We start from the raw sequence: 22,735 nt of genomic DNA, 5'->3' as shown, positions 1-22,735 counted from the left end.
TCGACGGGCCGCGCCGCGCGGGCCCCTTATGCTCCTCCTTATTGCCGCATGCTTCCCTGAATCGGAGCCGGTTTGAGAAGCGCCGCAGCCATTCAAGTGCTGTAGCGACCGTGGCTACCTAAAAAGCGCACGTCGCCGTCGGGCATTTCTGATGCCGAATGCTGCGATGTTAACACAAAATTGCCCCATTGGGCCACATTTGCGAATGCTTCTCGGTCGATGTTCGGCGACCCCGCCGATGGGCGAGTTGTGATGCGAATCGCCCGCTAAAAAAGCGCGCGGCTCGATCGGGAGCCGCGCACGAACGTTGAAGATCGTCAGTCTGCAAGCTTCGCTGCAATCCGCGCGACATGCGCACCCTGAAAGCGAGCCGCTTCGAGTTCGACCGCGGACGGCTGCCGCGAACCGTCGCCGCCGGTAATGGTCGAGGCGCCATAGGGCGAGCCGCCCTTGACTTCCTCAATGCCCATCTGACCCTGGAAGGCATAGGGAAGTCCGACGACCACCATGCCGTGATGCATCATCGTGGGAATGAGGCCAAGAATCGTCGATTCCTGGCCGCCGTGCTGGGTCGCCGACGAGGTGAACGCGGAGCCCACCTTCCCGACGAGCTTGCCTTTTGCCCAGAGGCCGCCGGTCTGGTCGATAAAGTTGCGCAATTGCGAAGCGACAGTCCCGTAGCGGGTGCCCGCGCCGAAGATGATCGCATCGTAATCCGCCAGTTCCTCGACCCTCGCGACCGGTGCCGGCTGGTCGAGCTTGAAATGCGAAGCCTTCGCCACGTCCTCCGGCACGAGTTCCGGAACGCGCTTGACGACCACTTCGGCGCCGGCCGATCTTGCACCTTCCGCGACCGCATAGGCCATCGTCTCGATATGCCCATAGGCCGAATAGTAAAGAACCAGTACTCTAGCCAAAACGATACTCCTTGTTGTCCGGCAATTCCGCTTGATCGCCGCGGCCGGCAGGATTTATCAAAACACATACCACTGCCAGTGCAGGGATGGTCGACAGACTGTTCAGCTTTTTTCAACACCGACGAGATCGCGTTCGCGATCCGAATACGCCCGGAGCGCCAATGACCAGCCCCACGATCGTCACCGCCGCCATGCTCGCCATTGGCGACGAGCTTCTCTCCGGCCGGACCAAGGACAAGAACATCGGCCACCTTGCCGATATGCTGACGATGGTCGGAATCGATCTGCGCGAGGTGCGCATCGTCGCCGACGATCAGGACGCGATTGTGGAGGCGGTCAATGCGTTGCGCAGCCGCTACCGCCACGTGTTTACGTCCGGCGGCATCGGTCCGACCCATGACGACATCACTGCCGATGCGATTTCGAAGGCCTTCGGGGTCGAGTGCATTCACGAGCCGAAGGCAATGGAGCTGCTTGGCGCGATGTACGAGCGCCGCGGCATGGAGTTCACCGAAGCGCGCAAGCGGATGGCCCGCATGCCTGATGGCGCGACCCACATTCCCAATCCGGTATCGACCGCGCCCGGCTTCGCCATCGAGAACGTCTATGTCATGGCCGGCGTGCCCCAGGTGTTCCAGGCGATGCTCGACGCGCTGTTGCCGAGTCTCGAGGCCGGCACGCCCGTCCTATCCCGTACGGTTCGCTCCCCCTATGGCGAGGGCGACATCGGAGCGCCGCTGACCGAGGTGCAGAAGAACCATCCCGAAACGAGCATCGGCTCCTATCCGAAATTCGACGGCAAGAGCTTCTCGACGGATATCGTGATCCGGGCTCGCGATGCCGCGGTCCTTGGCGCCGCCGAAGCCGGGGTGATCGCGATGATCGAGGCGATCGGCAGCTCGCGCGAGAAAAACCAGCCCTGAACTCCGCGGCCGCGAAATCATTGCAGATCGCGGTGCTCGCGGCCGCACTGGCTCTTGCACTTTCGGCTTCATTGCCGCTATTGCATCAGGCATGAACAAGTGTCGGCGGCGTGGCCGTCGAACTGCAGCAACGCCTATCGCCGAGAGCGCAAGAGAGCCGGAGTCCGCCATGTCTCTTCCCGAGAAAGCCTTTCCTGTATCCTGGGATCAGTTTCACCGTGACGCCCGCGCCCTGGCCTGGCGGTTGGCCGACAACGGACAGGAATGGCGCGCGATGGTCTGCATCACGCGCGGCGGCCTTGTTCCGGCGGCTATCGTCAGCCGGGAACTCAACATCCGGATGATCGAAACGGTCTGTATCGCCTCCTATCACGACTACGACACGCAGGGTCAGATGAAGGTGCTCAAGAGCATCTCACCTGAGATCGCGAAGGATGGGGGCGAAGGCGTTCTCATCGTCGACGATCTGACCGATACCGGCAAGACTGCCGCCGAGGTTCGTGCGATGCTGCCGAAGGCGCATTTCGCCGCGGTCTACGCAAAGCCGAAAGGTCGCCCCCTCGTCGATACTTTCGTGACCGAGGTCAGCCAGGATACCTGGATCTACTTCCCCTGGGACCTCGGTTTCACCTACCAGGAACCGATCGCCAAGGGCACGCGCGGCTAGCGCAGATCGTTTCACTGTTCATCGGCGTAATAAAACACCTTAGCGCTTTAAAGTGCGCACTTCGGGACGGAACGTTACACGCTTTTCCTGGAAGTGTTCTCCTGGCACAACGCTCGGCGTTCTAAGCATTCTCTCCAAGCGGCGCTATGCACTCGACAAGGCTTTCGGCCGTTGCCGCGCGGCCGGCCCCGACGCCCGCCTCGCCATGGCGCCAGACTGCGGCCGCTGCCGCCTCGAAGGCAGGCATTCCCTGTGCCAGATGAGCGCCGATGATCCCCGCAAGCACGTCGCCCGAACCTGCCGTCGCGAGCCAGGGCGGCGCGTTGACATTGACAGCGGCCCGGCCCGATGGCGCGGCAACGACCGTATCCGCACCCTTATAGACGATCACGGCATGGCTGAGCCTTGCTGCGGCCTGCGCCTTCTCGATCTTGGACAGCGCCGCATCCTCGGCGATATCCGGGAAGAGCCGGGCGAACTCCCCTTCGTGCGGCGTCATCACCACCTCGCCACCCTCTGCCGCGATCCTGTCGAAAAGCTGCTCCCTGCCCTCTCGAAACGAACTTATCCCGTCGGCATCGAGCACCAGCGCGCGACCGCAGAGCATGAGCACGAAATCCCGCGCCTTTTTACCGATCCCGAAGCCGGGTCCGAGAACGAAGGCATTCAGGCGTCTGTCCTTGAGCCAGGCGGCAAGGCCGGCAGTGTTGCTGATTTCCTTGAGCATGATGGCGGTGAGGTGCGACGCGTTGACGGCAAGCGCTTCCGTGGGAGAAGCAAGCGTCACCAGCCCCGAACCGGCGCGCAGGCCCGCGGCGGCCGATAGCCGCGCGGCCCCGGTCGAAACCGGTCCGCCGCAAAGCACGGCGAGATGGCCGCGCTTGTATTTGTGGGTCGCGGGATCCAGCGCGCCGAGGTGTCGCTCCCATAGCGCGGGCGTGTTGACGGTGAGATCGCCGGCTCTGTCCGCAACGAGCCTTGCAGGAATGCCGATATCGAAGATTTCAAGCGTGCCGCAGCGGGCGCGGCCCGGCATCAGCAGATGGCCGGGCTTGGCCGCCATGAACGTCACCGTGTGAGCCGCAACGAAGCTCAAGCCCCGGATTTCGCCCGTACGCCCGTCGATGCCGGATGGCAGGTCCACGGCGAGGACCGGTACTCCGCTCGCATTCACTTGCTCGATGATCGTTCTCGCCTCCTCCGGCACGTCGCGCGCAAGCCCCGCCCCGAAAAGTGCGTCGATGACGACGTCGCCCGATTGCGGTGCGTAGGCGTCGAGGGGTCCGGCCACCAGCGCACAGGCATCGCGCGCCCGCGCGGCGTCGCCCTTCAGAATCGCCGCGTCCCCGAGCGCGAAGACGGCGACGTTTGCGCCGGTTTCGGCGAGCGCCGCCGCGGCGACATAGCCATCGCCGCCGTTATTGCCGGGGCCGCAAAGCACGACAAAGCGCAATGCTTCCGGGTAAAGCCGCAAGGCGGCGGCCGATACGGCCGTCCCCGCCGAACGCATGAGCGAGAAGCTGTCGATCCCCGAGCGCGCGGCATCCTTGTCGACCTCTGTCATTTCCGCCGGGGTCACGAGGATATTCGAAAGCGCGTGAAGCATGGAAACGATCTAAGCCCGACCGAAAGCGCAAGACAAGAGCAGCGTTGACGGAAAGTGACGTGACTAAAAAATATGCAATTGCACACTATAAGTGCTCAAATAACATGCTTCGACCACGAAACGCAGCGGTCCTTCGTCGCACAACGGGGTCGAACACGCAAAACCTCATAAAAAATAGGCAGAATGCCGCTGCAGAAGCCACTGCCCCATCGGCACCTATCGCGTTACCACTGGAAATTTCGCAATCTGCGCGTCATTCCGCTACAAAAGTGGCACGCTACGTGCATAGTGTGAGGCCAAGCGGGCAGAACCTGCTTTAAAGGGAGAAGCGGAGAGACATTTTCTCATGAAAAAGATCGAAGCGATCATTAAGCCTTTCAAGCTCGACGAAGTGAAGGAAGCCCTTCAGGAGGTCGGCCTGCAGGGGATCACCGTCACGGAAGCCAAAGGCTTCGGGCGGCAGAAGGGACACACGGAGCTCTACCGCGGCGCAGAATACGTCGTCGACTTCCTGCCGAAGGTGAAGGTCGAAGTGGTGCTGGCGGATGAAAATGCGGAGGCCGTGATCGAAGCCATTCGCAATGCCGCGCAAACCGGCCGCATCGGCGACGGCAAGATTTTCGTATCCAATGTGGAAGAAGTGATCCGCATCCGCACCGGCGAAACCGGTCTCGACGCCATCTGATCGCGTCCGGCGATCTCACCGATCCGGGGGCCGTCCGGCCCCGTTTTTCCAATCCTCGTCATCACACAGGGAATTGCAACAAATGACGACTGCGAATGAAGTTCTGAAGCAGATCAAGGAAAACGACGTCAAATTCGTAGACCTGCGCTTTACCGACCCCAAAGGCAAGCTGCAGCACGTGACGATGGATGTCGTCTGCGTCGACGAAGACATGTTCGCCGACGGCGTCATGTTCGACGGTTCCTCGATCGGCGGCTGGAAAGCTATCAACGAATCCGACATGGTGCTCATGCCCGATCCGGAAACGGCGCATATGGACCCGTTCTTCGCCCAGTCTACCATGGTCATCTTCTGCGACATTCTCGATCCGGTTTCGGGCGAAGCCTATAACCGCGATCCGCGCGGCACGGCCAAGAAGGCAGAAGCCTACCTCAAGGCGTCCGGCATCGGCGACACCATCTTCGTAGGTCCGGAAGCGGAATTCTTCGTCTTCGACGACGTCAAGTACAAGGCCGATCCGTACAACACCGGGTTCAAGCTCGACAGCTCCGAACTTCCCTCCAACGACGACACGGACTACGAGACGGGGAACCTCGGTCACCGCCCCCGCGTCAAGGGCGGCTATTTCCCGGTTCCGCCGGTCGACAGCAGCCAGGACATGCGCTCCGAAATGCTGACCGTGCTGTCCGAAATGGGCGTGACGGTGGAAAAGCATCACCACGAAGTGGCAGCGGCGCAGCACGAGCTCGGCGTCAAGTTCGATGCCCTCGTGCGCAACGCCGACAAGATGCAGATCTACAAATATGTCGTGCACCAGGTCGCCAATGCCTATGGCAAGACCGCGACCTTCATGCCGAAGCCGATCTTCGGCGACAACGGCTCGGGCATGCACGTGCATCTCTCGATCTGGAAGGACGGCAAGCCTACCTTTGCCGGCGACGAATATGCCGGGCTTTCCGAATCCTGCCTCTATTTCATCGGTGGCATCATCAAGCATGCCAAGGCCCTGAACGCCTTCACCAACCCGTCGACGAACTCCTACAAGCGCCTCGTCCCGGGTTATGAAGCACCGGTTCTGCTTGCCTATTCGGCCCGCAACCGCTCGGCCTCCTGCCGCATCCCCTTCGGCACCAACCCGAAGGCGAAGCGCGTCGAAGTCCGCTTCCCCGATCCGACGGCGAACCCCTACCTCGCCTTTGCCGCCATGCTGATGGCCGGTCTCGACGGCATCAAGAACAAGCTTCACCCCGGCAAGGCCATGGACAAGGACCTCTACGACCTGCCGCCGAAGGAACTGAAGAAGATCCCGACCGTCTGCGGCAGCTTGCGCGAAGCGCTCGAAAGCCTCGACAAGGACCGCAAGTTCCTGACCGCCGGCGGCGTTTTCGACGATGACCAGATCGACTCCTTCATCGAACTGAAGATGCAGGAAGTCATGCGCTTCGAAATGACGCCGCACCCGGTCGAGTACGACATGTACTATTCCGTCTGATGGCGGAGCGGACGGCCCTCACAGGTTCTGTCCATGCAAGATGAAACGAGGAAGGCGGGTTTCATCCGAAGCCCGCCTTTTCAGTTCGACGCCGATGGAAGCCTCGCTACCGGAGGACCGGACCTCTTGATGTTCCATATGCGACAACCCAGATAACTGTCTGAAAGGATGTGTTGCGTCATGAAACAAAGAAACGCCAAGTTTGAGATCGGACAGGTGGTTCGCCATCGGATGTTCCCGTTCCGCGGCGTCGTCTTCGACGTCGACCCGGAATATGCGAACACCGAAGAATGGTGGAATGCGATTCCGCAGGAGATCCGGCCCGAAAAGGACCAGCCCTTCTATCACCTGTTTGCTGAGAACGATGAAAGCGAATACGTCGCCTATGTTTCGGAACAGAACCTCGTTTCCGATGACAGCGACAGGCCGATCCGGCACCCCCAGGTGGACGCTCTGTTCGAAAAGGCCGACGCCGGACACTACAAGCCGAAGGCCACCTATCAGCATTAGAGCGGAATGAGCAAAAGGTGCGTGCGGGTAGCTACCGCATCCGCTCGGCGCCGGGCTGAAAATGCGCAGAGTGGCCGCAACTTCGCCGGCGGAAGCAGGTACGAAGACGCCCGGCTCGGTGTGAACCGAGCCGGGCGTTTTACCTGTTCAGAGAAGCTGACGATTACTGCTGTTTGGCAGCCTTCTGCGCCTCTTCCAGCTTCTTGCGGGCGTCTTCTGCCTTCTTCTGCATCTCTTCCTGCAGCAGGCGCTGACGCTCTTCAAGCTGGGACTGCTCGATCGGTTCGCCGTCGAAAACGCCGGTGAAGCCTTCGAGCGTCATCTTGATGGGGTTCGGAGCGCGCTGGAAGTTGACGGAGGTGAAGACGACCTCGTTGCCCTTCTTCAGCTGCGCGATAAGCGCGTCGGAGAGCGGCGCTTCGGCAACGCACTTGTCGGGCATGCAGATCGCGTAGTCGAGCTTGACGCCCTTGCCACCGTCGATCTGCATCTGAACGCCGGGCGGGATCATGCGCGCGGACGGTACGGAAACCTGCATGACCTTGCGATTGACCTTGCCGGAGACGGTAATGAGGCCGACGGCCGTCACCAGCTGGCCGTTATTGGCGGTGAGCAGGTTCTGGACGATGCAGACATCGTTGTCTTCCTGCTTGGTGCAGACCTTGAACCAACCCTGCGGCGGCTTGCCTCCCGCCTGCTGCGCGGATGCGACGTTCGGCGCACCGGCTGCTGCGAAAGAAAGCGCCAGCGCTGCCAATTCCGCGCGTGTGGTGAAGTTCGACTTGAAGATCATTGTGATTCCGTCTCCTGAAATCCGGTCACGGAACAGAGTTCCGCAGAGTGAGTATCGTCAGCCGCCGTTGTCCTGTTGGCCAAATGAGGCATTTGAATGGCCCCGATTCCGGAAACACCTGTTACATTGGCTCGTGCGGTTTATCCAGTGTTTGTTGCGATTTTGTGCAATCATTTGCTTTGAGCGGCCCTTTCGAACCGGCGAGGGATGTGGCAGGAGCCTGCTTTGTTCTTTTCCCGACCCGGCGCCGGTTGGAAATGCGCTCCCGCATTGATACCTTGCGCGGAATCGGCCTGTTGAATCCCCACGGGAGGTGAAGTTGCGCGCAGTTGTTTCCGGCCTGGTGATGCTCCTGGCAGCCAGCATGTTTGCCAATGGCGCTCTGGCCGCGCCTGTGCATGCGATCGCCATGCATGGCGAACCCGCCTTGCCTGCCGATTTCAAGCACTTCCCTTATGTCAACCCGCAGGTAAAGAAGGGCGGGAAGGTCGCCTACGGGGTCGTCGGCACGTTCGACAGCCTCAATCCCTTCATTTTGAAGAGCATGCGCACGACCGCGCGCGGCATGTGGGACCCGGGCTTTGGCAACCTGGTCTACGAATCCCTCATGCAGCGCTCGCAGGACGAGCCATTCACGATGTACGGCCTGCTCGCCGAAACCGTCGAATGGGACGATGACCGCACCTTCATCCAGTTCAACCTCAATCCCAAGGCGCGCTGGGCCGACGGCCGGCCGGTGAGCGCCGAAGACGTGATCTTCACCTTCGAATTGTTGCGCGACAAAGGGCGCGCACCCTTCAGCAACCGCCTCTCCAAGGTTGCGAAGATGGAGAAGGTCGGGGAACGTGGCGTGCGCTTCACCTTCACCGAGGAGGCCGATCGCGAGATTCCGCTGTTGCTGGGACTTTCGCCCGTGCTGCCGAAGCATGCGATCGACGTCGAGACGTTCGATCGGACGAGCCTGGAGCCACCGCTCGGCTCCGGTCCCTACCGGGTCGCGGAAGTCAGGCCTGGCGAACGGATCGTCTATCGCCGCAACCCCGACTATTGGGCCAAGGATCTGCCCTCGAAGGTGGGCCTCGACAATTACGATGAGATCTCCGTCGAATATTTCCTGCAGGAGAACACCCTGTTTGAGGCCTTCAAGAAGGGTGTGGTGGACATCTACGCCGAGGGCAGCGCAACGAAATGGGCCCGCGCCTACGATTTTCCCGCCGTTCGCAGCGGCGACGTGATCAAGGAAACGTTCAAGCCGAAGACACCGTCCGGCATGCTCGGCTTCGTCTTCAATACGCGCAGGCCGATGTTCGACAACATCAAGCTCAGGCAGGGGCTCGCTCTCGTTTTCGACTTCGAATGGGTCAACAAGAATCTCTTCGACGGCGCCTATACGCGTACGCAGAGTTATTGGCAGAATTCGACACTTTCCTTCCTCGGGGTGGCGGCTGACAATCGTGAACTGGACCTCATGGGGGACGTGAGGGAGCGCATCAATCCGGCGATCCTCGACGGCACCTACCGGCTCCCCGTGACGGACGGCTCGGGTCGCGATCGCAACGTGCTCCGGGAAGCGGTGACGCTTCTTCGCGAAGCGGGCTACTCCATCAAGGACGGCAAGATGGTCGACGCCAAGGGTACGCCGCTCGCTTTCGAGATCATGAGCCAGAATGCCGGCCAGGAGAAGGTTGCGCTTGCCTATCAGCGATTTCTCGCGCCGCTCGGCATCGCAGCGAGGGTTCGCACCGTCGACGATTCACAATATCAGTTGCGCAGCCAATCCTTCGATTTCGACGTCATCATCAAATCCTTCCCCTCGTCGCTCTCCCCCGGTCTCGAACAGATCAATCGCTGGAGTTCGCAGACTCGGGACCGGCAAGGCAGCGACAACTTCGCCGGCGTCGCCGACAAGGACGTCGATAAACTGATCAACAACATCCTGCAGGCGCGCAACCCCGAGGACTTCACCGCCGCCGTTCGTGCGCACGACCGGCTCCTCGTCAACAATTCCTATCTTGTTCCGCTTTACCATCTCGATGCGCAATGGATTGCCCGGTGGAAGCATATCGGCCGGCCGACGACGGTACCGCTTTACGGTTATCAGTTGCCGAGTTGGTGGGACGAGCGTGTTCAGTAGGCCGGCACCCGTTCGCTGATGCATTGAAAGATGTTTCCGGCCGGCCTATGTCGCAGTTTTGGTAAAGCGAAAGGCCGGCACCATGGAAACCGTCAATATCGATATCGTCTCGGACGTCGTATGCCCCTGGTGCTATCTCGGCAAGAATCGCCTCGACCAGGCGATCGCCAATGTCGCCGGCGAGATCAACGTCGCTATCCAGTGGCGTCCCTACCAGCTCAATCCCGATCTGCCGCCGCAAGGCGTCGACCATAAAGAGCACCTGGCGGCCAAGCTCGGCGGTCAGGCCGCGGTCGACGAGGCGCACCGGATGCTCGAAGGCCTCGGTGTGGAAGACGGCATCGCCTTCGATTTCGATGCCGTCAAGGTCAGCCCGAACACGCTCGATGCGCACCGGCTGATCCGCTGGGCCGCGACCGGCGGCGAAGCGGCGCAGGACCAGGTGGTGAGCCTGCTGTTCAAGGCGAATTTCGAAGAGGGTCGCAACCTCGGCGACCATGCCGTCCTCCTCCACATCGCCGAACAGGCGGGCCTCGAAAGGCCGGTTATCGCGGCCCTCCTCGCTTCAGACGCCGATAAGGACGCCGTAAGGCAGGAAATCGGCATGGCCCGGGAAATCGGCGTGACCGGCGTTCCCTGCTTCATCATCGAGCAGCAATATGCGGTCATGGGGGCGCAGTCGGTCGAGGTGCTGACCAGCGCTTTGCGCGAGATCGCGCAGATGAAAGCCGAGCATCCGGCTCACTGAGCTTGCGTAGAGAGCAAATTCCGCGTGGAACGGCGGCGTTTCACCGTATCGGGAGAACCTTCTTTTCCGCGCGGTTAGCCACAACCGGTCATTTCCGATCGGTCCGGAAGCGGGATGGCGCTACTCCCGTCCAGCGTTTGAACGCGCGGGTGAAATGCGCGGAATCACTGTAGCCTACCCTTAAGGCGATGTCGGTCATGCTATGAACACCTTCGCAGATCAACCGGATTGCCTCACTGCGGCGCGTGTCATCAAGCAACTCCTCGAAATCGACGCCGCAAAACTTGAGGCGCCGCTGCAGGGACCGAGCCGACATGCCAAGGGTTCTCGCGACGGTCTCCAGTCCAAGCGCATGACCATCGGACAGCCTTTCGCTGAGCATCTTCGCCGCCTCTACCGCGGAAGCTAGGGCCTCTGTCGCCTTCGAAGGCCGAGTTCCGGCGGTTTTGAGAGGTAGGTCGAGCAACTCCCGATCGAACTCGATCATGTCGTGGTCGCATCCCGTTTCGATGTTGGACCCCAAGCACTCCTCCAGCGCCGCGTTTCCGAGCATTCTCGAAGCTGTCAGCCGAACCCTTATCGCGGAGGGTTCGCCGGCCATAAGCGGCACTTTGCGAAGTACCGCCAGGCTGCCGAAGATGAACTGCCGGGGATCGAACTCGTAACGGTCCGCGAAGCGGAAGACAATTCGAGCGGTTTTGCCTTCCGTCATGAAGCGTACCTCCGATCCGCGGTGGATGGTAGGCACGTTGACGGTCGCGAGCGCGCATGCGGCGGCCACGTCTCTTGCCGCGAGAACCGATTGTCCCCACACGCCGAGATCGCGGAGTTCAGTCATGAAGCCGACATGCGCGCCCGCGAACGGATCCGCCGCAACCTTCGCCAGCTCGTTGGCCATGTGAAAGCACTGGGCGCGGGGAAGCCAGCCGTCTGCGTTCTGGAACACGTTCGGCGAGATGCCGAGGCGATCGCAGAATTCGATCGCCGAGACACCGCGTTGGGCCAGATAGGGCGCAATTGGCAGGAAAGCCCTGATCCTGATCGAGGGTGCAGGATTCAACATTCGGGGACCAAACTTGGCATGAAAAGGCAAGACGAAATACACGCACTATAGCAGTATGCAACTTCGTTGGAAATCTTTCGCGATTAAGTTGTCGTAGCAAGATTTCTCCGGCGTTTTGGCGGGGTCTATTACCTTATGGCGGCCGTTACGCCGTGATCTGCATCGACCGAACTTGAAGCATTTCGTCACAAATCGATATTATCGGAGGGTACAATGAATATTACGCGCCGTGAATTGACGGTGGCCGGTCTCGGCCTGATGGCGGCGGGCTCCATAGGTTCGCCGGCGACCGCCCGCGATGGGCTGGTCGCGAATTTGCCGGAGGGTCTCGACGAGTTCGCATCGGCCGTGGAGGCTTACATCTATGCCTATCCTCTTGTGACCATGGAGATCACCAGGCGTGTGATCACCAACGTCGCCGAGACCGAAGGAACCCGGGGCCCGATGGGGCATATCATCAAGCTGCGCCGATATCCGGACGCCAAGTTCCGTGACGTGACGGCGCCCAACGCCGATACGCTCTATACGACCGCATTCTTCGACGTCGGTGATGAACCGTGGGTGGTCAGCCTGCCCGACCTGAACGATCGCTATGCCCTGTTTCCGATGCTGGATGGCTGGACGACCGTGTTCGACGTTCCCGGAAAGCGGACCACGGGCACGGGCGCACAGACCTTCGTGGTTACCGGTCCCGGATGGGAAGGCGCGCTCCCGGAAGGGGTCAAGCAATACAAGTCTCCGACGAGTATCGTCTGGTTGCTCGGGCGCATCTACTGCACCGGAACCCCAGAAGACTACGCCGAAGTCCACAAGCTGCAGGATGAAGTGAAGCTCTACCCCTTGAGCGCCTGGGGAAAGGACTGGAAAGCGCCCCCAGGCAAGGTCGATCCGGCGATCGACATGAAGACCGCCGTTCGCGAGCAGGTCAACAATATGGACGCCGTCGAATACTTCACGCTGTTCGCTGAACTCTTGAAACGGAATCCGCCCACCGACGCAGATGCGCCCATGGTGGCCAAGCTTGCTGAACTGGGCATTGTTCCCGGCCGGGATTTCGACAAGACCAAGTTCGATCCAGCCTTCGCAAAGCGCGTCCCCGAGGTCGGTTTTGCGCGCATCATGATGCACTTCAAATTCAGCGATGGCGACGTTCAGGACATCGACGGCTGGGGCTTCACCACGAAAACAGGCATCTACGGCACAAATTATCTCCAGCGTGCCTTGATCACCGCGATCGGGCTTGGGGCAAACCGGCCACAGGATGCGATCTACCCCACCTCGCTGAAGTCCGACAGCGGCGTGATCAAGCGGGCATACGATGGATCCGAGAAATACGTCCTGACTTTCAAGAAGGGGCTTACGCCGCCGGTTTCGGGTTTCTGGTCCTTGACCATGTATGATGCGGAGTACTTCTTCGTCGACAATCCGCTCGATCGCTATTCGATCAGCGCTCGGCAACCGCTCAAGGCCAATCCGGATGGCTCGATCGACCTGCTGATTCAGCATGAATCCCCGGGACCGGACATGGAATCAAACTGGCTGCCGGCCCCCAAGGGAAAATTTATCCTCATGATGCGCCTGTATTGGCCTGACGAGGGCAATCCCTCCATTATCGACGGTTCCTGGACGATACCGCCCGTGAAGAAGGTGAGTTGATGTCTGTATTGGGCGCTTGAGAACCTGGGAGCGGCGAATTGTTCGATCGCCGCTCCTCTTCCTGCCGGCGTGGATACGGTATTTTACAGGAGTAATCGATTTGGCGCGGCACCTTAACCGGAACGCCAGGGGCGGCGTACCATCATGGCCGTCTTTGCCGTGCGTCTTGTGCCTGATGCTGCTCTCCGCATGTGCGGGCCGCCCGACAGGGGTGCTCGAGCCGGTAGCGGCCAATCCGTCGGCCGCTCAAGTCGAGATGCTGGTCACCACCACCCGAGGCAGGGCGGAAAAACCGGGCGAGATGTTCAGCGGCGAGCGCGCGCTTAGCCCGACATTCGCAGACATCACCGTGTCTATTCCGTCCGACACGGTCCGCAAGGCCGGCGAAGTCGCCTGGCCGCGCAAGCTTCCACCGAATCCCGAGACGGATTTCGCAACACTGAAGGCTGAGGAAATCGACCGCGGTGCGGCCGAAAAATGGTTGAACAGCCAGGTGCGCAAGAGCCCGGACGGCAGTGTCCTTGTCTTTATCCACGGGTTCAACAACCATTTCGAGGATGCGGTTTTCCGTTTCGCGCAGATCGTCCATGACTCGGGCGCGCGCAGTGTCCCGGTGCTCGCGACATGGCCGTCACGCGGGAGTCTGCTGGCCTATGGCTATGATCGCGAAAGCACCAACTATACTCGCAACGCAGTAGAACGGTTATTCCAGTATCTGGCGCGTGATCCCCAGGTCAAGGAAGTCTCGATCCTGGCCCATTCGATGGGAAATTGGCTGGCGCTGGAGTCCTTGCGCCAGATGGCCATCCGCAACGACGGGCTGCCGGCAAAGTTCAGGAATGTCATGCTGGCGGCGCCGGACGTCGATGTCGACGTCTTCGGTTCGCAGATCGCCGACATGGGCAAGCAACGGCCGCGCTTCACCCTCTTCGTCTCGCGTGACGACCGTGCGCTCGCCGTTTCGCGTCGCGTATGGGGAAATGTCTCCCGGCTGGGAGCGATCGATCCGGAGCAGTCGCCCTACAAGGAGGAGCTGGCGGCGAATGGGATCACCGTCGTCGACCTCACTAAAATCAAGGCAGGCGACAATCTGCACCATACCAAGTTCGCGGAGTCCCCCGAAATCGTACGACTGATCGGTAGCCGCCTGTCCAGCGGCCAGACCTTGACCGACAGTCGCCTGGGGCTCGGGGACCATATCGTCGCGGCGACCGCCGGGGCCGCCCATTCCGTCGGAACGGCCGCAGGACTGGTCGTTGCCGCTCCCGCTGCCCTCGTCGATCAGAACACGCGGCGGAATTACGTTCATCACGTCGACTCATTCGCCGGCGTGAGATGAAACACGGCCGACATTGCGTGCTGGGGAGCGCCAAGCGGGATCCACATACTGCAACCCCATGTGGTCCACGGCAGACAAGCCGGATCACAGGAAAGCTTATGTCGCGGCGGCCAGTGGTTTGTAACTTTTCGGCTTTCCGTGCGTTCTGTCGGGCAAGCTGAGGAACGGAGGCAGTGATGTCGAAGCGCGAACTCATCGATACCGGGACCGACAAGCGCTACGTGCGGCGCGACGAAAGCGGGAAGTTCAAACAATCGGTGGATGTCGGCCGTTCCCTGTCGTCGGACAGGAAACAGAAGGCGAAACACGATGCCAAGCCCGGCCAGGGCGACAAGGGCGATCGCAAGAACTAGCTCCGTGAAGATCGCCACCTATAACGTCAACGGGGTGAATGGCCGTCTGGAAGTCCTGCTTCGGTGGCTGGAGGAGGCGTCCCCCGACGTCGTCTGCCTTCAGGAACTGAAGGCACCAGACCCGAAGTTCCCCGTCAAGGCCATCGAGGCTGCCGGATACGGGGCGATCTGGCACGGCCAGAAGAGTTGGAACGGCGTGGCGATCCTCGCCAGAGACAGGGAGCCAATGCCGACGCGCAAGGGCCTGCCTGGTGATCCGGACGATACGCACAGCCGTTATATCGAGGCAGCCATCGATGGCATCGTGATCGGCTGCCTTTATCTGCCCAACGGAAATCCCTATCCGGGACCGAAGTTCGAATACAAGCTGGCATGGTTCCACAGGCTGACGGCCTACGCGGCAGAACTGCTGGAACTCGACGTGCCGGTGATCCTCGCTGGCGACTACAACGTCATGCCGACGGAACTCGATGTCTACAAACCGGAGCGTTGGGTGAACGACGCGCTGTTCCGCGTCGAGGTCAGAGACGCTTATCATCGCCTGCTTGGACAGGGCTGGACGGATGCCCTCCGGCAGCTTCATCCCGGCGAGCGCGTCTACACCTTTTGGGACTACTTCCGAAATGCCTTCGTGAGGGATGCCGGCCTTCGCATCGACCACTTCCTGCTCAGCCCGGATGTCGCCAAAAGGCTTTCGGCTGCGGGGGTCGACAAGCATGTCCGGGGATGGGAGCACACAAGCGATCACGCGCCGGCCTGGATCGAACTTTCAGATGGAGCTGAGGAGGAAGGTCGATGACGATGAAAGATTGGCGTGCCGAGCTGCGCCTCGAACTGGAAAAACTGGTCGACGCCGCCGTCGTTGTCGGCGCGCGCCAACAGGATGTCTACGCCGCCATTCTTGACGAGATCGGACAGCTTCGGCTCGCCTACGAGCGAGACCCCGATCCCGCCGACTCCGTCAGCGAACAGGTCATCGAAGAACCGTCCAACAATTGGCCCGCCGCGGACGATTGATCGCAGCACGGTGTCGCCGTCCGGAACGGGTTTACGAAATTGGTGGTCGCGATCAACCGCGTACACCTTTCCTCATCCGGCTCTAGCGAGCGCTGCAAGCTGCGTCATCACCATCGCTGCGCCGGAAAGCCGTTTCTCCGGTGTTGCGAGGTCGCGCTGAAAGAAGATGCTTTGGTCCGGGCGGATCTTGGCGATTGTTCCCTGTTTCGCGATGTAGCCCACGAGTGCCGCGGGATTTGGAAATTCCTTGTTGCGGAACTGGACCACGACGCCCTTCGGTCCGGCATCGAGCTTTTCGACATTCGCCGTGCGGCAGAGCGACTTGACGTAGACGATCTTCAGGAGGTGCTGTACCTCCGTCGGCAGCGGCCCGAAACGGTCGATCAGCTCCGCACCGAAGCCGTCGATCTCCTTGAGGTCGGTCAGCTCGCCCAGGCGCCGATAAAGGCCGAGCCGCAGATTGAGGTCCGGCACATACTCCTCCGGGATCATCACCGGGGTTCCGACCGATATCTGCGGCGACCAGCCGGTATCGTGGATCTCCTCCTCGCCCTTGAGTTCGGCAACCGCCTCCTCGAGCATCTGCTGGTAGAGCTCGAAGCCGACCTCCTTGATGTGACCCGACTGTTCCTCGCCGAGCAGGTTGCCCGCTCCGCGGATGTCGAGGTCGTGGCTGGCGAGCTGGAACCCGGCTCCGAGCGTGTCAAGCGATTGAAGGACCTTCAGGCGTCGTTCCGCCGGCCCGGTCAACGTCTTGTTGACGGGAAGCGTGAAGAGCGCGAAGGCGCGGACCTTGGAGCGCCCTACTCGACCGCGCAGCTGATAGAGCTGGGCAAGGCCGAACATATCGGCACGATGCACGATCAGGGTGTTGGCGGTCGGCACGTCAAGACCAGACTCAACGATCGTCGTCGAGAGGAGCACATCGTAGCGCCCTTCGTAGAAGGCGTTCATGATGTCTTCGAGCTCGGTCGCCGGCATTTGCCCGTGTGCCACGGCAACTTTCAGTTCCGGCACGTCGGATTTCAGGAAATCATGGATTTCCGGAAGATCGCTCACCCGCGGACAGACATAGAAGCTCTGGCCGCCGCGGTAGTGCTCGCGCATCAAAGTTTCACGGATCACCAAAGCATCGAAGGGCGAAATGAAGGTGCGCACCGCCATGCGGTCGACCGGCGGCGTCGTGATCAGCGACAGTTCGCGCACTCCGGTGAGGGCAAGCTGCAGCGTCCGCGGAATGGGCGTCGCCGAGAGCGTGAGAACGTGCACGTCGCTCTTCAGCTCTTTCAGGCGTTCCTTGTGCTTGACACCGAAATGCTGCTCCTCATCGATGATGAGCAGGCCGAGATTGGCGAATTTGATCGACGAGCCGAGCAGCGCGTGCGTGCCGACCACGATGTCCGTCTTGCCATCGGCGACCTCTTTCTTCGTGAGCGCCAGATCCTTCGCGCTGACCAGCCGCGAGGCCTGCTGAATTCGGATCGGCAAGCCGCGGAAACGATCGGAGAAGGTCTTGTAGTGCTGCCGCGCAAGCAGTGTCGTCGGCACGACCACGGCGACCTGCACGCCGTTCATCGCCGCGATGAAAGCGGCCCGCAGCGCCACCTCCGTCTTGCCGAAGCCGACATCGCCACACACGAGACGGTCCATGGGCCGGCCGCGGCCGAGATCGTCGCGGACGGCATCGATCGAGTTCAATTGGTCCTCGGTCTCGTCATAGGGGAAGCGGGCGGCGAATTCGTCGTAGACACCGTCCTGTGCCGCAAGGACCGGCGCATGGCGCGTATGTCTTTCGGCAGCAATGCGGATGAGGCCGCCGGCCATATCGAGCAGCCGCTTTTTGAGCTTGGCCTTGCGCGCCTGCCAGGCGACACCGCCGAGCTTGTCGAGGACCGCATCGGTTCCTTCCGAGCCATAGCGCGACAGGAGCTCGATGTTTTCCACCGGGAGGAAAAGCTTGGCATCGTCCGCATAAACGAGCTCGAGGCAGTCATGCGGCGCGCCGGCGGCCTCGATCGTCCTGAGGCCGACGAAGCGCCCGATGCCGTGCTCGGCGTGCACGACATAACTCCCCTCGTCGAGACCGGTCACTTCCGCGATGAAATCCGCGCCTCGCTTGCGGCGCTTGGAGCGGCGAACCAGACGGTCGCCGAGAATGTCCTGCTCGCCGATGACGACGAGATCACCCGTCTCAAATCCCGCTTCGAGGCTTAGAACCGCGGATGCGGCCTCGCCCGGCTTCAGCGAACCGATATCCGCGAGCGCCTTGACCGGACGGATATTGGCGAGACCATGCTCGGCCAGAACCTGAAGCAGCCGGTCGAGCGAGCCTTCGGTCCAGCCGGACACGATGACCTTGGCGCCTTTTGCCCGCTTCTCGGCGATATGCTTCACGGCCTGATCGAAAACGTTGGTGCGGGTGCCATCGGTATCGGCCTCGCCCGCCGGCTTGGCCCAACGCAGGCCCTGACGCGCTTCGATGTTCACGACCTGGCGCGCTTCGCCCTCGTGTTCGGTAAAGGGCGAAAGGCGGATCGCATTGCGATCATTCAGGGCTTCGCCGAAGCCTTTCGCAGTGAGATAGAGCATGTCCGGCGGCACGGGCTTGTAGGGCGTGCTCTGGGTGACCTGAGACTTGCCCGGCGAAGCCGAAGCGAGGCGGGCGTCGTAATAGTCGAGAACGAGCTTCGAGCGCTCTGCCGCGGCCTCGCGCGCCAGGTGGTCGGTGACGATGCGAAAGCCGTCGAGATAGTCGAAGACCGTTTCGAGCCGATCGTAGAAAAGCGGCAGCCAATGTTCCATGCCGGCATAGCGTCGTCCCTCCGACACGGCCTGATAAAGCGCGTCGTCGCGCGTCGCCGCCCCGAAGAGAGAAAGATACTGCTTTCGGAAGTGGCTGATCGTCTCGGGCGTCAGGGATACCTCGCTCATCGGATTGAGGTCGAGGGACCGGACCTGCCCGATCGTGCGCTGGCTTGCGGGGTCGAAGGACCGGATCGCCTCGAGCGTGTCGCCGAAGAAGTCGAGGCGCAAAGGCTCGCCGCTGCCGGGTACATAGACATCCAGGATGCCTCCCCGTACGGCGAATTCGCCCATCTCGCGCACGGTCGGGACCCGCTCGAAGCCGTTTCGCTCGAGCCGGGCGGCAAGGTCGTCCATGCGGATCTGGTTGCCGGGCCGTGCCGTGAAGGCGAGACTTTCGATCACATCCTGCGGTGAGATCCTCTGCAGCGCTGCATTGATGGTGACGAGCACGATCGCCGGATGCGGTTTCCTGCGGTGGGCGATCAACGCGCTCAGCGCGGCGAGCCGGCGCGCCGAGGTGTCGGCGCTCGGCGAGACGCGGTCGTAAGGCAGACAGTCCCAACCGGGCAGCGTCAGGACCGGTATGTCTGGAGCAACGAAACCGAGCACCTGTTCCAGGTCGGCGACCTTCTGGCCATCGGAGAGGATATAGGCGACGGGTGCCCCGGCCCGGGCAAGCTCGGCAAGAACGAGCGCCTCGGCGCCTGTGGGAACCGGGCCGATGGTAATTTCCCGCGTCGCCGCAAGTATCTTCCTAGGGTCGAGGCCAGGTATCATCGTCATGTCTACTTCGTTTCGTGGCGAACCGGGTCGAAATCCGGGCGATAGGCAGCGATCCGGAAGAAGAGTTCCGTCGCATAACGCTCGGGCAGCGGTTTTTCTCCGGTGATCCAGCGGACGAGGTCGTTGTCCTCCTCCCCCATGATCGCTTCGAGTTCGTCGAGCTCCGCCTCGGACAAGGTGGCGAGCTCCGCCTCGGCGAACTGGCCGAGGATCAGGTCCATCTCGCGAATGCCGCGGTGCCACGCACGGAAAAGAATCCTGCGCCGACGCGGGTCGAGATCGGCGCTCGTGCGCGAAATGCCGGTCATGGGATGTCCTTCCTGCCTCCGCCGCTCCGGCGGATCGAGATCATGGGCTCTATAAACGCTGGAAAGCGGGTTGTCAGCCTTGCCAAAGGCGGAATTATCGTCGCAATTTCATTGCTATGCGCCCTGCCCTGCTCGATCCGCTGTTTTCGCCACTCGACACCTTGCCCGGCATCGGCCCGAAGACCGGCGAACTTTACGCGCGCCTGCTCGGGCGCGAGACGGTCGAAGACTGCCGCGTGGTCGATCTTGTGTTCCATATCCCTCATTCGCTGATCGATCGTCGCCGCCAACCCGGAATCGCCTATGCTCCTGATGGGTCGATCGTCACCATCACCGGACGTGTCGACCGGCACCAACCGGCTCCCGGCGGCAGATCGAACGCGCCCTATCGCGTCTTTCTCCACGACGAGACCGGCGAACTGGCGCTCACCTTCTTTCGCGTCAGGGGCAACTGGCTCGAGAAGGCCCTGCCCATCGATGAGACGGTGATCGTCAGCGGCAAGGTGGACTGGTTCAACGGGCGCGCTTCCATGGTCCACCCGGACTACATGGTCCGCGCGGCCGAATCGGAGAACATGCCGCTCGTCGAGGCTGTCTACGGGTTGACGGCGGGTCTGACCTCGAGGCCCCTTCGCAAGTCGATCGAGGCGGCAGTGGCACGCGTCCCGGACCTGCCGGAATGGCTGGATGAGGCACTTCTGCGCCAACAGGGCTTCAAGAGCGCCAAAGAAAGCTTCCAGCGCCTGCACGAACCGCGGGACGAAACCGATGTCGACGCACAGGCGCCCGCGCGCCGCCGGATCGCCTATGACGAGTTCCTGGCGGGGCAGCTTTCGCTCTCGCTGGTTCGCCAGCGATTGCGCAAAGTCGCCGGTACACCGATTCATCCGACCGGCCGGTTGAGCGGTCCGGTAATCGCCGCCTTGCCCTTCTCCTTGACGAAAAGCCAGTCGGCGGCCGTCGACGAGATCCTTGCCGACATGTCCGGAGCCGACCGCATGCTGCGGCTGCTGCAGGGGGACGTCGGCTCCGGCAAGACGGCCGTGGCCTTGATGGCGATGCTGGCGGCGGTGGAATCCGGCGGCCAGGCCGTGCTGATGGCGCCGACGGAAATTCTCGCGCGGCAGCACCACGCCACGCTTTCGCGAATGGCCGCGCCGGCGGGCATCACGATCGATATCCTCACCGGCAGGACGAAGGGCAAGGAACGGGACGCGATACTGGAACGCATTGCCTCCGGCGAGACGCAGATGGTCATCGGCACGCACGCACTCTTCCAGGACGCCGTGATCTATCGCCAGCTCGTCCTCGCCGTGGTCGACGAGCAGCATCGTTTCGGCGTGCATCAGAGGCTGCGGCTGACGGCCAAGGGTATCTCTCCGCACATGCTCGTCATGACCGCGACGCCAATTCCGAGAACACTCGTGCTCGCCGCCTTCGGCGACATGGATGTATCGAAGCTCACCGAGAAGCCGGCAGGGCGCAAGCCGATCCAGACCGTCACGATACCGAACGAACGTACGGAGGAGATCGTGGAAAGGCTCGACGCAGCGCTCCGGCAGGGCAAGAAGGCCTATTGGATCTGCCCGCTCGTCGAGGAGTCCGAGGAGACCGACGCCATGTCCGCCGATGAGCGCTACCAGAGCCTTGCTCGACGGTTCGGCAAGGATGTCGGCCTGGTGCATGGGCGCATGGCAGGGCCCGACAAGGACGCCGTCATGCTCGCCTTCAAGAACGGTGAAATCCGTTTGCTCGTGGCCACGACGGTCGTCGAGGTGGGCGTGGACGTGCCGGATGCAACTATCATGGTCATCGAGCACGCCGAACGCTTCGGCCTTGCGCAACTGCACCAGTTACGCGGCCGCGTAGGGCGCGGCGACGAAGCCTCGACCTGCATCCTTTTGTACAAGAGCCCGCTCAGCGAAGCGGGGCGCGCGCGTCTTTCGGTCCTGCGTGAAAGCGAAGACGGCTTCCTGATCGCCGAGGAGGACCTGAAGCTGCGCGGCGAAGGCGAGCTTCTCGGCACGCGGCAGTCCGGCACGCCGGGTTTCCTCATCGCAAGCCTCGAGTCGCATGCCGACCTCCTGGAGATGGCGCGCAAGGATGCCGCCTATGTCATAGACAGGGATCCGGAACTGACGTCGGAACGCGGTCAGGCGCTCAGGACGCTGCTCTATCTCTTCCGGCGCGACGAGGCGATCCGGTTCCTGCGGGCCGGCTGATCGTCAACTCCCGGAACCTCATACGCTCTCCTGCTGTTTGATCGCACGCGGGGGCGCATTGGCCAGCGGGTTGTAATCCGGCGCAACGAGGCCTCCGGAGATCAGCAGCTTCGCAGCATCCTCGGCGCTCATCTGCAGAGGAATGATCTTGTCGCGCGGCACGAAGAGCAGGAAGCCGGCGGTGGGGATCGGCGTCGGAGGCAGGAAGACCGTCACCATGTCCATGCCGCGCTCGTCGAACCTGGCGGCGATCTCGCCCTTCACATCGGTGGCGATAAAGACCAGCGACCACAGCCCGGGGCTTGGATATTCGATCAGCCCCGCCCTCTTGAACGAGGACGACTGGTCCTGCAGCACGGTCTGGAAGATCTGCTTCAGCGACTTGTAGATGGAGCGGACGAGCGGCGTCCGGTTGAGGAGCGACTCACCGAAGTTGATGATCGAACGTCCGACGAGATTCGCGGTCAGGAAACCGACCAGGGTGATGGCCACCACGGCGACGAGCAGCCCGAACCCCGGGATCGCGATCGGCAGATAATTATCGGGGTTATAGAAACTCGGCAGATACGGTTTCACCCAACCGTCGGCCCACTCGATAAAGGAGCGGACCAGCCACACCGTGATCGCCAGCGGCGCGCAGATGATAAGCCCGGTGAGAAAGTAGTTGCGCAGCCGGGCCGCGATGATGCCGCTTTTGGAACTTTCCGTCATGCC

20 protein-coding genes are annotated in these 22,735 nt (G+C 61.7%); 13 read left to right on the top strand and 7 right to left on the bottom strand.

Annotation, left to right across the window (positions count from 1 at the left end; translation table 11 throughout):
- Positions 1 to 317: 317 nt before the first annotated feature.
- On the bottom strand, positions 318 to 917 hold the full coding sequence (gene wrbA, locus CN933_RS05300; protein ID WP_018094961.1) for an NAD(P)H:quinone oxidoreductase type IV: 600 nt from the start codon (positions 915 to 917) through the stop codon (positions 318 to 320).
- A 161-nt stretch (positions 918 to 1,078) separates the two neighbouring features.
- Between wrbA and CN933_RS05295 the strand changes: the two genes are divergently transcribed.
- Positions 1,079 to 1,840 (top strand): competence/damage-inducible protein A, encoded by a 762-nt coding sequence (locus CN933_RS05295; RefSeq protein WP_018094962.1) that lies wholly within the window; start codon positions 1,079 to 1,081, stop codon positions 1,838 to 1,840.
- Between the two features lie 169 nt (positions 1,841 to 2,009).
- Complete coding sequence (gene gpt / locus CN933_RS05290) at positions 2,010 to 2,507, top strand: xanthine phosphoribosyltransferase (protein WP_015007526.1); 498 nt, start codon at positions 2,010 to 2,012, stop codon at positions 2,505 to 2,507.
- Between the two features lie 121 nt (positions 2,508 to 2,628).
- Here the strand turns inward: gpt and CN933_RS05285 are convergent, their stop codons facing one another.
- Complete coding sequence (locus CN933_RS05285) at positions 2,629 to 4,113, bottom strand: bifunctional ADP-dependent NAD(P)H-hydrate dehydratase/NAD(P)H-hydrate epimerase (RefSeq protein WP_018094963.1); 1,485 nt, start codon at positions 4,111 to 4,113, stop codon at positions 2,629 to 2,631.
- Positions 4,114 to 4,459: 346 nt separating this feature from the next.
- On the opposite strand from CN933_RS05285, the gene CN933_RS05280 reads away from it, so the two are divergent.
- The 3 genes from CN933_RS05280 to hspQ all read left to right on the top strand — a co-directional run bounded on the left by CN933_RS05280 (position 4,460) and on the right by hspQ (position 6,800).
- Positions 4,460 to 4,798 (top strand): P-II family nitrogen regulator, encoded by a 339-nt coding sequence (locus CN933_RS05280; RefSeq protein ID WP_003528058.1) that lies wholly within the window; start codon positions 4,460 to 4,462, stop codon positions 4,796 to 4,798.
- Positions 4,799 to 4,880: 82 nt separating this feature from the next.
- Complete coding sequence (gene glnA, locus CN933_RS05275; RefSeq protein WP_018094964.1) at positions 4,881 to 6,290, top strand: type I glutamate--ammonia ligase; 1,410 nt, start codon at positions 4,881 to 4,883, stop codon at positions 6,288 to 6,290.
- Positions 6,291 to 6,470: 180 nt separating this feature from the next.
- On the top strand, positions 6,471 to 6,800 hold the full coding sequence (hspQ, locus tag CN933_RS05270) for a heat shock protein HspQ (RefSeq protein WP_003528052.1): 330 nt from the start codon (positions 6,471 to 6,473) through the stop codon (positions 6,798 to 6,800).
- Positions 6,801 to 6,963: 163 nt separating this feature from the next.
- Here the strand turns inward: hspQ and CN933_RS05265 are convergent, their stop codons facing one another.
- A complete protein-coding gene (locus CN933_RS05265) occupies positions 6,964 to 7,593 on the bottom strand; it encodes an invasion associated locus B family protein (RefSeq protein ID WP_018094965.1) in 630 nt (209 codons plus the stop codon).
- Between the two features lie 319 nt (positions 7,594 to 7,912).
- On the opposite strand from CN933_RS05265, the gene CN933_RS05260 reads away from it, so the two are divergent.
- Together CN933_RS05260 and CN933_RS05255 are read left to right on the top strand one after the other, a co-directional pair.
- Positions 7,913 to 9,727, top strand: a complete 1,815-nt coding sequence (locus CN933_RS05260) for an extracellular solute-binding protein (protein WP_018094966.1) — start codon at positions 7,913 to 7,915, stop codon at positions 9,725 to 9,727.
- A gap of 82 nt (positions 9,728 to 9,809) precedes the next feature.
- Positions 9,810 to 10,475, top strand: a complete 666-nt coding sequence (locus CN933_RS05255; RefSeq protein WP_018094967.1) for a DsbA family oxidoreductase — start codon at positions 9,810 to 9,812, stop codon at positions 10,473 to 10,475.
- Positions 10,476 to 10,563: 88 nt separating this feature from the next.
- Here the strand turns inward: CN933_RS05255 and CN933_RS05250 are convergent, their stop codons facing one another.
- Positions 10,564 to 11,493 carry an AraC family transcriptional regulator gene (locus CN933_RS05250; RefSeq protein WP_026168594.1) on the bottom strand — a complete coding sequence of 310 codons (930 nt, stop codon included), beginning with the start codon at positions 11,491 to 11,493 and terminating at the stop codon, positions 10,564 to 10,566.
- 258 nt (positions 11,494 to 11,751) lie between these two features.
- Between CN933_RS05250 and CN933_RS05245 the strand changes: the two genes are divergently transcribed.
- From CN933_RS05245 to CN933_RS05225, 5 genes are all read left to right on the top strand, one after another.
- Entirely contained in the window at positions 11,752 to 13,194 is a 1,443-nt protein-coding gene (locus tag CN933_RS05245) for a DUF1254 domain-containing protein (protein WP_018094969.1), read from the top strand.
- A gap of 100 nt (positions 13,195 to 13,294) precedes the next feature.
- Positions 13,295 to 14,533: an alpha/beta hydrolase gene (locus CN933_RS05240; protein WP_026168595.1), complete on the top strand. Its 1,239-nt coding sequence runs from the start codon at positions 13,295 to 13,297 to the stop codon at positions 14,531 to 14,533.
- A 176-nt stretch (positions 14,534 to 14,709) separates the two neighbouring features.
- Entirely contained in the window at positions 14,710 to 14,886 is a 177-nt protein-coding gene (locus CN933_RS05235) for a hypothetical protein (protein ID WP_018094971.1), read from the top strand.
- 4 nt (positions 14,887 to 14,890) lie between these two features.
- The gene (gene xth, locus CN933_RS05230; protein WP_102761320.1) at positions 14,891 to 15,685 is read left to right on the top strand and encodes an exodeoxyribonuclease III; all 795 of its coding nucleotides are present in this window, start codon (positions 14,891 to 14,893) and stop codon (positions 15,683 to 15,685) included.
- Positions 15,682 to 15,903: a hypothetical protein gene (locus tag CN933_RS05225; RefSeq protein ID WP_018094973.1), complete on the top strand. Its 222-nt coding sequence runs from the start codon at positions 15,682 to 15,684 to the stop codon at positions 15,901 to 15,903. Before xth ends, CN933_RS05225 begins: the two co-directional genes overlap by 4 nt.
- Before the next feature lie 72 nt (positions 15,904 to 15,975).
- Here the strand turns inward: CN933_RS05225 and mfd are convergent, their stop codons facing one another.
- Positions 15,976 to 19,491, bottom strand: coding sequence for a transcription-repair coupling factor (gene mfd, locus CN933_RS05220; protein ID WP_018094974.1), 3,516 nt, complete (start codon positions 19,489 to 19,491; stop codon positions 15,976 to 15,978).
- A gap of 2 nt (positions 19,492 to 19,493) precedes the next feature.
- The gene (locus CN933_RS05215; protein ID WP_003537695.1) at positions 19,494 to 19,799 is read right to left on the bottom strand and encodes an FAD assembly factor SdhE; all 306 of its coding nucleotides are present in this window, start codon (positions 19,797 to 19,799) and stop codon (positions 19,494 to 19,496) included.
- A gap of 116 nt (positions 19,800 to 19,915) precedes the next feature.
- Between CN933_RS05215 and recG the strand changes: the two genes are divergently transcribed.
- On the top strand, positions 19,916 to 22,021 hold the full coding sequence (gene recG / locus CN933_RS05210; RefSeq protein WP_018094975.1) for an ATP-dependent DNA helicase RecG: 2,106 nt from the start codon (positions 19,916 to 19,918) through the stop codon (positions 22,019 to 22,021).
- A gap of 18 nt (positions 22,022 to 22,039) precedes the next feature.
- On the opposite strand, the gene CN933_RS05205 is transcribed toward recG, so the two are convergent.
- Positions 22,040 to 22,732, bottom strand: a complete 693-nt coding sequence (locus tag CN933_RS05205) for a DUF502 domain-containing protein (RefSeq protein ID WP_018094976.1) — start codon at positions 22,730 to 22,732, stop codon at positions 22,040 to 22,042.
- Positions 22,733 to 22,735 lie beyond the last annotated feature (3 nt).

The sequence above is a fragment of the Sinorhizobium sp. M4_45 genome (assembly GCF_002885915.1).
Classification (GTDB): Bacteria; Pseudomonadota; Alphaproteobacteria; order Rhizobiales; family Rhizobiaceae; genus Sinorhizobium; species Sinorhizobium meliloti_A.
Note: the sequence above shows the minus strand (reverse complement) of the source record. Positions and strands in the feature narration are given on the sequence as shown.